Consider the following 12483-nt stretch of genomic DNA (forward strand, 5'->3'; position numbering starts at 1 on the left):
GGGCGGCAGAAAGGTTACGACTTGGACGGCCGCCGGCCCGCCCCTTCGAAAGCGTCATCCCCGCCGACCGGTAGCACTCGGATATGTCGCTCATCGAGTCGCTGCCCGCTCGCCCGCTCGAACCGCAGGAACTCACGTCTTTGAACCGCGCCGACGCGTTCGACCTCGTCGTCGCCGTCGAGGACGACGGCCCCGCCCGCAGTCTGCTCGTCGCCACCGAGGGGTGGGTCAAGGCTATCGCCCACGAGGACGGCGCCGGCTGGTCGGTCGTCGAGACGGTCGCACTCGACGACGAGACCGAGCGAATCGACGGCCTGCAAGCGTGCGAGGAAGCCATTCTGTCGTTCCGAGACGACGGGAACGAGGAGTAGTATTAACCCCGTTCCGAACTAAGTATAATTTGTCATGTACCGCGAAATCCTCGTCCCGACCGACGGCAGCAAGGCCGCCGAACGCGCCATCGACCACGCGCTCGACCTCGCAGAGACCTACGGCGCGCGGATTCACGCGCTGTACGTCGTCGATACCAGCATCTACACCTCGCTCGACGCCGGCGGGGACGTGGTCATCGACGCCCTCGAACGGGAGGGCGACGCCGCGACCCGACACGTCCGCGAAGCCGCCGAGGAAGCCGGCATCGACGTGCAGGCGGAGGTCGTCACCGGAACCGCCTACCGCTCCATCCGGGAGTACATCGACGGCCACGACATCGACCTCGTCGTCATGGGTACCCACGGGCGCACGGGCCTGAGCCACTACCTGCTCGGGAGCGTCACCGAGCGCGTCGTCCGCACCTCACCGGTGCCGGTGCTCACCATCCGACTGGACGACGACGAAGAAAACGAGGCGGACGCCGCGGACGAAGCGACGGACGCCGACGCCGACGCCGAGGAGTAGGCCGACAGTTTCGGGGAGTCAAGACACAGCCTCGGCCGGCGCGGTCGGTGACGGGGTCGCCGCGGCTTTGATAAACAGTTTTGGTGCGGTCGCGCATACGCCGCGGTATGACCGAGTACACCGTCGAGTTCGTCGGCACGGGCGAGACCATCACTGTCTCCGACAAGCAGACCATTCTCAAGGCCTGCATCGAGGAGGGCATCGCACAGGAGTACTCCTGCCGCGTCGGGATGTGCCTCGCCTGCTCCGCCGAGATTCTCGAAGGCGACGTCACCCAGCCCGCCGCCCGCGGGCTGACCGAGGAGGAGGCCGAGCGCTTCGCGCTCACCTGCATGGCCCGCCCGCAGAGCGACCTCAAACTCGACCGCGGCGTCTACCCGCCGAGCATCGAGGACGACGCCGCGGCCGCCGGCACCGCCGCAGACGACGACTGACGACGGGTACTCTCCGGGGGCGGCCCCGCGGCCGCCGACCCACGTTCTCAGTTCCGCATCGCGCCGCCGAGCCGACGCGCTGGCCCGACGTAGTCGCTCGACCCGCAATCTGCCCGCGAATCGCGCCTCACGCCTCGCTCGTCGCCGCGCAGTTGTTCGGCCCCAACTCGACTTCGAACGCCTCCTCGTCGGTCAGCGAGTTCCGACCGAGATTCGTCTCGATGATGCGCTCGTAGTTGGCCGGCCGCGGCGGCATATCCGAGCAGACGAACGAGACGAACGCCGCCTCGTCCATCGAGAGCGCCCCGAGCCGCTCGCGGAGCGCCCCGAGTTCCGCGACGTACGCGCCGGTTTCGTCCGGGGCCGTCCGCGGGCCGTAGTGGGCGGGCGCGACCAGCGTGTCGTCCGCGAACTCGCCGTACCGCTCGGTGAGCGTCGCGTGGAGCCGTCTCGCGGCGTCGGGCGCCCCCTCGTCGCCGTCTTCGAGGTCCGGGCGGGCGACGCTCGCTAAAAAGAGGCTGTCGCCCGCAACGAGCAGGTCTCCGAGGCGGAACGCGGTCATCTCGGTCGTGTGCCCCGGCGCGTGGACGGCGACGAGTTCCGCGCCGCCGACGCCGATAGTCTCGCCGTCAGCGACGAGTCGCGCGTCGAAGTCGAGGCCGCGGTCGGCCGCGCCCGCCGGGAGGACGGGCGTCGCGTCGGTGCGCTCCGCGACCGCTCTGACGCCGCTGACGTGGTCGGCGTGGACGTGCGTGTCGACGGCGGCGACGACCTCAGCGCCGCGCTCGCGGGCGTCTGCGACGTATCGGTCCGCGAACGCCCGAAGGGGGTCAACGACCACGGCCTCGTCGCCGACGACGGCCAGATAGGCGAGACAGCCGCTGGAGGGGCGGTCGTACTGGAGCACCGTCGCGTCCCTGTCCCCGTCCGCGTCTCCGACGGGGAGGTCGCGGGCGCGGTAGACGCGCGCCCAGCCGTCCATGCCGGTTTCGAGGTTCTCGGCGGGGACGCCGGCCTCGGAGAGCAGGCCGGCGACGTGCGCGCTCGACCGGCCCTCCGCGCAGACGACGACCACAGGCGAGGGGGCGTCTCGGAACTCGGCGGCGAGTTCGTCGACCGTCCCGCGAATCTCGGCCTGCGTGAAGCGAATCGCCGGAATCTGGGTCGCGGTCACGGCCGCGCCGTCGACGCGCCACGCCGCGAACTCGTCGCGGTCGCGCACGTCGAGCACCGCCGTGGGGTCGCCGCGGGCGAGTCGGGTCGCCAGTTCCTCGGGAGTCATACGCACACGATACGCGCGCCGGGCGGAAGAACGCTCCGCGGGTCGGAAAGAGAACAGCGGCCCGAGCAGCGGCCCGCGCTACTCGGTCGTTCCGCCGTCGTTGCTCAGGCGGTTCGAGGGCGGTTCGTCGAAATCGAAGTCGCCGAGGACGCCCTCCGGTGGGCCGTCGACGCCGCCGGCGGGCGGGGCGTCGGCTCCCGTCTCCGGGAGCGTGTTCGGCCCGGTGGCGTCGCCCGTCTCGCCGCCGAGGCGTTCGGCCGCGTCGCGAATCGAAAGCACCTGCTCGGTCTGCGAGCGGTTCGCGTCTGCGATTTCGCCGATTTGGTCCGACACGGTGGTCGCGCGCTCCGTCGCGTCGTCGACCATGCCGGCAATCTGCTCGGCGCTTTCGGCCTGGTCGTCGGTCGCAGAGGCGACTTCGCCGACGCCGACGGTGGCCTGTTCGACCGCCGCAGAGATGTCCGAGAGACTCCGCATCACGTCCTCGCCGCGGTCGATGCCGTCGTAGAGTCGCTCGGTCGTCTGCGAGAGGCTGTCGATGGTCTCCTGGGCCTCGGACTGGATGTCGCCCACCGTGCCTTCGACCTCGGCGGCGCGGGCCTGCGACTCCTCGGCGAGATTCTTCACCTCGCTGGCGACGACGGCGAAGCCCTCGCCCGCGTCGCCGGCGCGGGCGGCCTCGATGGAGGCGTTGAGCGCGAGCAGGTTCGTCTGCTCCGCGATGTCGTTGATGGCGTCGAGCACCTCGTCGATCTCCGCGATTTGGTCGTGCAGTTGCTGGACGTCCTCCGAAGCCGTCTCCGCGGCCTCGCTCACGTCGCGCATCACGTCGATGGCCTCGTCGGCCGCGTCCTCGCCCTCGGCTGCGCGCGTTGCGGCGTCGGCGCTGGTCCGCTCGACCTCCTCCGCGGTCGCCGCAATCTCCTCGACGGTCGCGCTTAGCTCCGACACTTCGGCGGCGACCGTCGCCATGTCGTCGGCCTGCGCCCGCGCCGTGGTCTCGATGTCGTCGGTCCGCTCGGTGACCTCCTCGGAACTCCGCAGGAGCGACTCGACGGGGTCGCTCACGTCGGCTTCGACCTCGTGTGCGAGGGCGCGCCGACGCTCGGCGGCCTCGCGCGCCGCCTGACTGTACGAGTGGATGTACGTCTCCATCGCCACCTGCTGGTCGAGCGACAGGAGCTTCAACACGGGGAGGAAGCGCTCGACGACCTCGTCGACGGCGGCTTCGACCCGGTCGTCGCCGCCGCGGAGGCCGCTCGAAACGCCGGACGCGCCGCCGAGAAGTCCCGAGAGCAGGCCGCTATCGGCGTCGGTATCGCCGGCCGTGTCGCCTTCGAACTCGGTGTCGGCGTCGCTCCCGACCGTGTCGCCGCCGGTGAACTCCGCTTTCACTTCGTCCGCGACGGCACCGAGAATGCCCTCGTAGTAGACCGAATACGCGCCGAGATAGAACTTCGGCCCGAGGTCTATCATATCGTGTAGCTTCCCGATACGCGCCCGCTTCGCGAAGTAGTCCTCGCCGTACTCGCCGCGACCGAGTTCGCGGAGGTAGGTCGCCTGGTCGGCCCGCAGCATTTCCGTGGTCTTCGTCGAGCGACCGAAGAACTTCGTCGTCGCGTGCTCGCCGAGGTGGTCGTAGAACTCCGCCGCGAACTCGTCCGCGAACTCGTCCAAGAGCGGTTCGAGGTCGCTCAGGCGGCGCTCGTCCGCGTCCGAGAGGCGAACGAACGATTTCCGGCGGTCGATTTCCGCCGCGTCGATATCCAACTGCGAGAGCAGCGCGTCTCCGTCGACGCGAGCTCGCGCGTTGGCGTCGACTTGCCCCGAGGAGTCTGTCATATACCTCTCTCAACAGACACCGGTATTTCAACCCTCTCCGCGGAGTATCACGAATGATAGAGCGGGGAGAGAGGGATAACCGTGAGAATCTCGTTCTCGTGGGCCGGACCGAACGTTCACGTCGCTGGCGGACCGAGAGGCGGTATGGACGCCGATTCGTTCCGCGAGTCAGTCGAGACGGCGAAGCGAACCCAACTCGACCGGCTCGGCTCGTCGAAGCTCCTGTTGGCGCTGACCGAGGCGGACCTCTCCGAGCCGGCGGTGCTCCGCGCCGCCGCGTACTCCGAGCACGCGGCCCGCGGGACGTTCGCGGCGTGGGCCGAAGACGAGACGGACGAGGAAGCGAGCGCCGCGTTCGAGGCCGCCGCGGCGCAGGAAGCCGAGCACCTCGACCGCGTCCTCGGCGCGCTCGACGAGGCGGTCGACCTTCCCGACGAACCCGGCGTGATGCACGCGTACCTCCGCGGTCGCGAGGACGCTATCGAGCGGGTCGCCGCCGGCATGGTCGGCCGCGGCCTCGTCTCGATTCGGACCCACACGCAGGTCATCGGCTTCTTCGTCAACGAGGCGGACGAGCCCCGCGCCGACCTCTTTCGCGACCTGAAAGCCGAGACCGAAGAGACGCTTGCGACCGGCCTCGACCTCTTGGCCGACCGCTGTGCGACCGACGACGACTGGGAGCGCGCCCGGATGGTCGCAGAGTACGTCGTCCAACTGGCGTACGACGACTACGCCGACGGCCTCGCCGAGCTCGGCGTCGACCCGAAGCCGCTCTGCTGAGTCGACGCCGCGACGTCCGGCCCGCACTGCCCCGCACCGCCCAGCCCAGCCCCGCACCGCCGACCCAATCTATTCGTGTCCCCGAGTGGTAGCCGATGGTATGACTTCCGAGGTTCGCGGGCGCGTCGAGGCGCTCTACACCGCGCCGTCGAAGGGTGAGCCGATGGTCTCCCACGAGGCCGTCTCGGTCGCGCGAGGCGGCATCGAAGGCGACCGCTACTTCGACGGCGACGGCTTCTACTCGGCGACCGACGGCTGTCAGGTGACGCTCGTCGACGCCGCGGTGCTGGACGACGCGGCCCGCGAGTACGGCCTCGACCTCGCAGACGGCCAACACCGCCGTAACGTCGTCGTCCGCGGCGTCGACCTCGACGCCCTGCTCGACGCGACGTTCCAACTCGGCGGGGCCGAACTCCGCGGGACGAAGCTCAGGCCGCCGTGCGCGTATCTCGCGGACCTCGTCGGCGACGACGACGTGGGCGAGGCGCTCCGCGAGTCCCGGGGCGGCATCTGCGCGGACGTGCTCTCTCCCGGCCGGGTCGCCGTCGACGACGACCTCCGCGTGACCGAGGCGAACCCGCGGGAGATGGGCCGCCAGCTAGCCGAGCGACTCCGCGGCGAGCGAGTCGAAGACGGCGGCGAAGCCGCGGCGAACCACGGAGAACGCGGAGACGACAACGAATGACCGGCGGCGGCGACGATACGGCCGCCGGAACCCCGGTCGAGCGCGCGAAGGCCGCGCTCGCGGCGCTCGGAGCCGACGGCGACGCCCCGAGTCGGCGTTCGCGGTCGACGACGGCCCCGACGGTCGCCGTCGCCCCCGGCCGCGTGAACCTCGTCGGCGGGCACACCGACTACAACGACGGCCTCTGCCTCCCGATGGCCGTCGACCGCCACGTCGCGGTCGCGGCCCGTCCCCGAAGCGACGACCTGCTCCGCGTCCGCGCCGCCGATTTCGACGAGACGGCCGAACTCGCCCCCGAAGACGACCCCGACGGCTGGGCGGCCTACGTCGCCGCGGTCGCGCGCGTCCTCCGCGAGGACGACCCAATCAGCGGCGCGGACCTCGCTATCGCATCCGACGTGCCGACGGGCGCGGGACTCTCCTCGTCGGCCGCGCTCGAACTTGCCGTCGGCCGCGCGCTCCTCGCGGTCTCCGGCCGCGACCTCCCCGCCGCCGACCTCGCGCTGGCGTGCTGGCGGGCCGAGCGCGAGGGCGTCGGCGTCGAATGCGGCATCCTCGACCAGTTCTCGGCGGCGCTGTGCGAGGCCGATTCGGCGCTCTCTCTCGACTGCCGGAGCCGCGAGACCGAGCCGGTCCCCCTCGGCGACGGCGTCGGCGTCCTCGTCATCGACACCGGCGTCTCCCACGAACTGACCGAGTCGGGCTACAACGACCGCGTCCGCGAGTGCGCGGCGGCGCTCGATACCCTCCGCGAGGACGCCGACCGCGACCTCGACTCCCTGCGCGACGTGGACCGCGACCTCCTCGACGCCCACGCCGACGCGCTGGACCCGGTTCACTTCCGCCGCGTCCGGCACGTCGTGACCGAAAACGAGCGCGTCCGTCGCGCCCGCGACGCGCTCGCCGCGGGCGACCTCGACCGCGTCGGCGACGCGATGCTCGCGGCCCACGACAGCCTGCGCGACGACTACGAGGTGAGCTGTCCGGAACTCGACGCGGCGGTCGAACTCGCCGCCGGGACGCCGGGGGTCTACGGCGCGCGGATGACCGGCGGCGGCTTCGGTGGAAGCGCGGTCGCGTTAGTCGATGACGACGCGCTCGACCGAGCCGAGCGCGCGATTCGAGACGCCGCCCCCGAGCGCGTCGGCCCCGACGCCGACGTGTTCGCCTGCCGCCCCTCCGCCGGCGTTCGACTGGTCGGTGAGGAGTGAGCGCGAGCCGACGGCTCCGCGCGGTGTCTCGTGAAAAATCGAACGCGGGGCCGTGAGTTCGGGGTTGGATTCTGCTTCGGCTTCCGCCTCGTCGAACGAGGTGAATCAGAGATTCACCGGCTCACGAGTCGGTTTACTCCTCGTCGAACATAACAGACGCTACGCGTCTGTTGGCTCGACGAGTCGTTTCACTCCTCGTCGAATAGTGTCGAGCGAAGCTCGACTGATTCGACTTCGGCTTACGCCTCGTCGAACGAGACGAATCGAAGATTCGTCGGCTCGACGAGTCGGTTCACTCCTCGTCGAACAGCGTCTCGCCGTCGACCATGTGCTCTTCGACGGTGTCCATGTCCAGCGTCACGCCGAGGCCCGGCTTCTCCGGAATCTCGATGTAGCCGTCCTCGATGACCGTCTCCTCGACGAGGTCTTCCCACCAGCCCAGCTCGTAGGAGTGGTACTCGACGGCCAGCGAGTTCGGAATCGCCGTGCCGACGTGCGCCGACGCCATCGTCGCGACCGGCGACGAGACGTTGTGCATCGCGACCGGCACGTAGTACTGGTTCGCCACGTCCGCGATTTTCTGCGTCTCGCGCATCCCGCCGACCTTCGGCATGTCCGGCGCGACGATGTCAACGGCCTGGTTCTCGATGAGGCGGCGAAGCTCCGTCACGCGGTAGCGGTTCTCACCGACCGTGATGGGCGTGAGCGTGGACTTCGTGACCTCCTCCTGCACGTCGAGGTTCTCCGGCGGGACGGGGTCTTCGAGCCACCACACGTCGTAGTCTTCCAACTCAGCCGCGAGGCGCTTGGCGCTCCCGCCCGAGAACGTCCAGTGGCAGTCGAACGCCACGTCCGCCTTGTCCTTGACGCGCTCTGTGACCTTCTCGACGATTTCGGCCTTGTGCCGAATCTCGCCGGGGCGCAGGTGGCGGTTCGCGCGGTCCTTCTCGTGGCCCGAGGGCACGTCGAGGTCGAACTTCAGCGCGTCGTAGCCGAGTTCGTCGACCACGCGCTCGGCCTCGTCGGCGCACGCTTCGGGGTCGGCCTCCTCCTCGGTGTGGCAGTCGCAGTAGACCCGCACCTTGTCGCGGTACTTCCCGCCGAGAAGCTGATAGGCGGGGATGTCGAGAATCTTGCCCGCGAGGTCGTGGAGCGCGACTTCGATGCCGGCGATGGCGGTGACGGTGACGCCCTCGACGGAGCCCTCGCCGGACATCTTCTGAACGAGGTGCTCGTACAGGCGGTCGATGTCGAGGGGGTTCTCACCGATGACGAACGGCTTCATGCGCTCGATGAGTTCGGGCACGCCCGCGCCCCAGTAGGCCTCGCCGGTGCCGACGACGCCCGCGTCGGTGTAGATGCGGACGAGCGTCCACGGGAAGTTGCCGTCGACCATCGTCGTCTGCACGTCGGTGATTTCGACGTCGCGGCCGCCGCCGCGCTTCGCCGTCACGCCCATCGTCTCCGCCGACAGCTCTCGCATCGTGTACTCCGCGTTCGGGTCGTGTAAGTCCGCGTAGTTCTTACCCATGAAGGGTGGTTTACTCGGACGTTAGTAAAGTTTTCCCGACCGGGACAGCTCTCCGCTCGGGTCTCGGGGGGACGGGACGCGAAGTCAGACCGGTGCGCGCCGGTCGAGCGAGTCGCGGAACGTCGCTCTGACGAGCGCGTCGAGGTCGGCGGGGAGTTCGAGTCGGCGGAGGTCGGTTTCGGGGTCCGTCTCGGGGTCGAGGTCGATTCCGCGGCGTCGGACCGCGAGGAGTCGCCAGAGATACGCGAATCTGAGCAGGCGCATCGCGTCCGGCACGTCGGCGTCGCTTCTGACGCGGTAGGTCACCCACGTCGACTCGGGCACCACGCGGTGCGGGTCCGCGAGGCCGTCGGTGAGGAGCGCGTCGCGGACGCGCCTCGTGAGCGCGAGGTCGACGACGCCGGCGTCGTGGACGTGACCGAGTTCCCTGCCAGCGACGACGAACGCCGTCCCTCCGAAGCGATGCGGCGCGGTCTCGACGCCGGGCCAACGCGAGACGCGCGAGACGATTCTGTCGATTGCGGCGGTCATTCGACGACTGTACGCGCTCCGAGAAGATAACGACAGAGCCGAAGCGGGTCAGACCCCCGCGAGAGACTGGCATTTGGGGTCGTTCGACATCGCGTACCCGGGCGATAACCACAGGCTTTCCGGACATTCAGTTCACCAAGAGAGTACGTCGAAAATAGACCCTCAGAGCGGCGCGATATTCGCGGATTAACACGGGTTAGGAACGCGAATTTTCGCATCCCGTGACGGGTTCCGACCGCGCAAGCACCGCGGGTGCTGGGTTCCGCGCGGAGCGCGTCGGTCCACGCCGGCGGCGAGCGGTAGACGAGTCGTAACGAAACCCTCGGGAGACGAACAACAGTTCGAACCATGTCTCTGACCCCCACGGATGTACCACTGCGGGGAATCGACCCCGACTCTCGGGAGGCCGACAGATGAATCTCGGCCAGCTCGGCGTCGGCGTCGTCATCCTCGTCATCGTCGTGTTCGCGCTCCTCTCCGGCGGGGTGAACACGCCCGAGACGCCCGCCCCGGCCGACGACGCCGACAGAAGCATCGGCGCCGACGTGACAGAGCCCGACGCGGACGACGCGCCGCCCGAGGACTCCGACCCCGGAACCGAACAAGAGCCCGTCGTCGCTGACGACGACGGGGCCGACGACGCGGGCGACGACGGCACCGCAAACGAGAGCGGAAGCGAGAGCGGGACGTTCGAGACGGTCGAGACCGGCGACGACGACACCGACTCGCCGACGAGGACGACCAGACCGCGTGGCAGTCCGGTCGGCGTCTCGGACTACAATGACGGTGACGACGGCTCGTCCGACGACTCGTCTTCGGACGATTCGACCGACGACTCCTCGACTGACGACAGCACCGACGACTCCTCGACTGACGACAGCACCGACGACTCCTCGACTGACGACAGCACCGACGACTCGTCCTCGGACGACTCGACCGACGACAGCACCGACGATTCGGGCGACGACGATTCGAACACCGATGATTCGAACACCGATGATTCGAACGGCGAAGACTCGAACACCGACGACACCGGCTCGTCATCGGACGACTCGACCGACGACGCCGGTGACGACACTGGCGACGACTCGGGCGACGGTTCGAGCGGTGGCGACTCGGGTGACGACATCGGGATGTGCACGGTGTAAACTCTGGACACCGTGGCAACGCGACACCCTCAGTCGACTAGGAGATTGAGGGCGTAGGCGGTCCGGAGCACCGACGCGGCGTCGCCGCGGGGAAACACCAGTTCGTCGGTCTCGCGGACGTGGTCGAGCACGCCCGGCGAGGAGTGCTCGGGAGCCGCCGCGAGCCCGCAGTCGTTTGCTGCTGCCCACCGCATCACGTCGAGGTCGGACTTCGAATCGCCCATCACGAGGACGAACGGGTCGTCCACCCCGAGCACGTCGAGCGCGGCGCGGACGCCCGCCGCCTTGTTCAGGTCGACCGCCGAGAGCTCCGCGGCGTCGGCGTGGTAGTACGCGACCGTCACGCGTTCGAGCGTCTGTGCGACGGGGTCCGGAATCTCCGACTCCGCGTCCGAGTCGGGAAGCGCGTCGCGGGCGTCGAGCACGTCGCGTATCTCCGGGTCGCGCGCCGCGAAGTACGCCCGCGCCCAGTCGGAGCCGGCGGGGTCGTCGGTGAGCGCCTCGCCGAGGAGGTCCAGCAGGTAGACGAGCGCGCCGTCGATGACTTCCTCGGCGTCGTCGCTGCCGGTCTCGAAGTTCGGCTTGAGCGTGACGTTGAACTCGTTTCCCTGCAAGTGGACGCCACCGCGGAGCGCGTCGGGGAGGTCGCGGATGACGCGTCCGCGGACCGATTCGAAGACCGACTGCACCGAGTCGTCGAGCGTCTCGTAGAGGAGGCGCTTCGTGTCCGAGCCGTGACCGGGCGTGAAGACGCCGGTGCCGGCCTCGTAGACGATGCTCACGTTCCCCGAGTGGACGAGTTCGTTGCCGAGTCCCTGAATTGCGAAGCCCTTGACGTTCTCCAAGGTCTGGCCGGTGCAGATGACGATGGGGACGCCCCGCTCGTGGAACTGCGTGAGGAGATGCAGCACCTCGCGGGGAATCTCGTTGTCCGTCTGGCCCGCAGAGCGCAGCGTCTCGTCCACGTCGAGGACGAGCGCGTTCACCGCCCGTCCGTACTTCGTGTAGAGGTCGAGGGCGGTGAACGCCTGGTCCCGCGTCGCACGCGCGGCGAGTTCCGCGTAGCGGTCGCCGTCCGAAAGCGCCCGGCGGATGCGGTCTTTCTTCCCCGCGAGTTCGTCGTCGACCTGCTGCCAGTGCGACAGCGCCACCGGCGAGCCGAGCGGCGGCAAGAGGTCGACGAAGTCCTGTGCGTCCCGGACCGCGTCCGCGTCGAAGTTCCCGTACAGTCTGTACAGGAGGTCGTACCGCTCCATGACTCGGGGTCGTCACCCAACCGCATTAAAGCCGCGTGAGAGGCGGGTCGCCTCGCGGCGGCTCGTCGGGGCGGGGTCGTCGGTCGGTCGCGGTCGTCCGCGGTCGGTCTGCCCCGCAACTCTGATACCGACCGGCCGACGACGTGTGCACATGGCACATTGGACCGACAGCATCGTCGGCGACCGGATGACGGTGGACCGCGAGTTCAACGAGCAGGTGACGAACTCCCGGTTCAACAGTCAGGAGTGGGGGCTCATCATGACGGCGACGGAGTTCGAAATCGAGAACGCGGACGACCCCGAGGCGGCGCGCATCGTCGCCGACACCGAGAAGGTCCCGCAGATTATCCCCGAACTCGACAACATCCGCAGTCAGATGGGCGCGATGGGCGGCGGGGGAGGCGAGTCGTCGTCCGACGGCGGCATCGTCGACTCCATCAAGGGCGCGCTCGGGATGGGCGGCGGCGGCAAGAAAGGCGAACAGGAGAAACTGGAGGCCGCGGAACGACTCACCCAAGAGTACGCCGACGCGCTCCAAGACCACCTCGAAAAGAAAGGCAAGTGGAACCAGGTCCGGGTCAGCTACCTCGAATAGCGGGGAACCCCGCCGGCGCACTGGTGCTCCTCGCGGGAGCGCTCGCGCGATGGCTCGGGTTGTAACGGGCCACCGCGACACCGCCAGAAAAACGCCCGAGCGTCGCTGCCGAGTCGAGTTCAGTACTCGTCGCCGGCGTGGAACAGCGTCCGTTCGCTCGCCTCGTAGATGTTCATCAGTTCGTTGATGAGGTCGTCGTACTCCTCGTCGTCCTCGCGGAGCGCGTCGAGTCGGGCGACCGTCTCGTCGTCGAGGTGAATCTGCGGCATACCTACACCCACGCCGCGTGAT

Annotated in this window: 14 protein-coding genes; 8 read left to right on the forward strand and 6 right to left on the reverse strand. The window is 69.0% G+C overall.

The window, feature by feature from the left end:
* Positions 1 to 83 precede the first annotated feature (83 nt).
* The 3 genes from DEQ67_RS07445 to DEQ67_RS07455 all read left to right on the forward strand — a co-directional run bounded on the left by DEQ67_RS07445 (position 84) and on the right by DEQ67_RS07455 (position 1331).
* The gene (locus DEQ67_RS07445) at positions 84 to 371 is read left to right on the forward strand and encodes a hypothetical protein (protein ID WP_115802587.1); all 288 of its coding nucleotides are present in this window, start codon (positions 84 to 86) and stop codon (positions 369 to 371) included.
* Positions 372 to 405: 34 nt separating this feature from the next.
* Positions 406 to 897, forward strand: coding sequence for a universal stress protein (locus DEQ67_RS07450; RefSeq protein ID WP_115891250.1), 492 nt, complete (start codon positions 406 to 408; stop codon positions 895 to 897).
* 107 nt (positions 898 to 1004) lie between these two features.
* On the forward strand, positions 1005 to 1331 hold the full coding sequence (locus DEQ67_RS07455) for a 2Fe-2S iron-sulfur cluster-binding protein (RefSeq protein ID WP_004043453.1): 327 nt from the start codon (positions 1005 to 1007) through the stop codon (positions 1329 to 1331).
* A 127-nt stretch (positions 1332 to 1458) separates the two neighbouring features.
* On the opposite strand, the gene DEQ67_RS07460 is transcribed toward DEQ67_RS07455, so the two are convergent.
* Together DEQ67_RS07460 and DEQ67_RS07465 are read right to left on the reverse strand one after the other, a co-directional pair.
* Positions 1459 to 2613, reverse strand: coding sequence for an MBL fold metallo-hydrolase (locus tag DEQ67_RS07460; protein WP_115891249.1), 1155 nt, complete (start codon positions 2611 to 2613; stop codon positions 1459 to 1461).
* Between the two features lie 78 nt (positions 2614 to 2691).
* On the reverse strand, positions 2692 to 4455 hold the full coding sequence (locus DEQ67_RS07465) for a globin-coupled sensor protein (protein WP_115891248.1): 1764 nt from the start codon (positions 4453 to 4455) through the stop codon (positions 2692 to 2694).
* A 144-nt stretch (positions 4456 to 4599) separates the two neighbouring features.
* Between DEQ67_RS07465 and DEQ67_RS07470 the strand changes: the two genes are divergently transcribed.
* From DEQ67_RS07470 to galK, 3 genes are all read left to right on the forward strand, one after another.
* The gene (locus tag DEQ67_RS07470) at positions 4600 to 5235 is read left to right on the forward strand and encodes a hypothetical protein (RefSeq protein WP_004063320.1); all 636 of its coding nucleotides are present in this window, start codon (positions 4600 to 4602) and stop codon (positions 5233 to 5235) included.
* Between the two features lie 100 nt (positions 5236 to 5335).
* Complete coding sequence (locus DEQ67_RS07475; protein ID WP_115802591.1) at positions 5336 to 5920, forward strand: MOSC domain-containing protein; 585 nt, start codon at positions 5336 to 5338, stop codon at positions 5918 to 5920.
* Positions 5917 to 7131, forward strand: coding sequence for a galactokinase (gene galK, locus DEQ67_RS07480; protein WP_115859890.1), 1215 nt, complete (start codon positions 5917 to 5919; stop codon positions 7129 to 7131). The genes DEQ67_RS07475 and galK overlap by 4 nt, the downstream gene beginning before the upstream one ends.
* Before the next feature lie 292 nt (positions 7132 to 7423).
* On the opposite strand, the gene DEQ67_RS07485 is transcribed toward galK, so the two are convergent.
* Positions 7424 to 8662, reverse strand: coding sequence for a mandelate racemase/muconate lactonizing enzyme family protein (locus DEQ67_RS07485; protein ID WP_115859888.1), 1239 nt, complete (start codon positions 8660 to 8662; stop codon positions 7424 to 7426).
* An 84-nt stretch (positions 8663 to 8746) separates the two neighbouring features.
* The gene (locus DEQ67_RS07490; protein ID WP_115859886.1) at positions 8747 to 9193 is read right to left on the reverse strand and encodes a luciferase family protein; all 447 of its coding nucleotides are present in this window, start codon (positions 9191 to 9193) and stop codon (positions 8747 to 8749) included.
* A gap of 413 nt (positions 9194 to 9606) precedes the next feature.
* On the opposite strand from DEQ67_RS07490, the gene DEQ67_RS07495 reads away from it, so the two are divergent.
* Positions 9607 to 10341: a hypothetical protein gene (locus tag DEQ67_RS07495; protein ID WP_115859884.1), complete on the forward strand. Its 735-nt coding sequence runs from the start codon at positions 9607 to 9609 to the stop codon at positions 10339 to 10341.
* A 29-nt stretch (positions 10342 to 10370) separates the two neighbouring features.
* Here DEQ67_RS07495 and DEQ67_RS07500 read toward each other — a convergent pair whose 3' ends face one another.
* Positions 10371 to 11597, reverse strand: coding sequence for an HAD family hydrolase (locus DEQ67_RS07500; RefSeq protein WP_004063308.1), 1227 nt, complete (start codon positions 11595 to 11597; stop codon positions 10371 to 10373).
* A gap of 151 nt (positions 11598 to 11748) precedes the next feature.
* On the opposite strand from DEQ67_RS07500, the gene DEQ67_RS07505 reads away from it, so the two are divergent.
* Complete coding sequence (locus DEQ67_RS07505) at positions 11749 to 12192, forward strand: DUF5799 family protein (RefSeq protein WP_004063306.1); 444 nt, start codon at positions 11749 to 11751, stop codon at positions 12190 to 12192.
* Between the two features lie 119 nt (positions 12193 to 12311).
* Here the strand turns inward: DEQ67_RS07505 and DEQ67_RS07510 are convergent, their stop codons facing one another.
* Positions 12312 to 12461, reverse strand: coding sequence for a DUF7557 family protein (locus DEQ67_RS07510; protein WP_004043442.1), 150 nt, complete (start codon positions 12459 to 12461; stop codon positions 12312 to 12314).
* Positions 12462 to 12483: the final 22 nt, after the last annotated feature.

Origin of the sequence: Haloferax sp. Atlit-48N (assembly GCF_003383015.2) — an archaeon.
Classification (GTDB): domain Archaea; phylum Halobacteriota; class Halobacteria; order Halobacteriales; family Haloferacaceae; genus Haloferax; species Haloferax volcanii.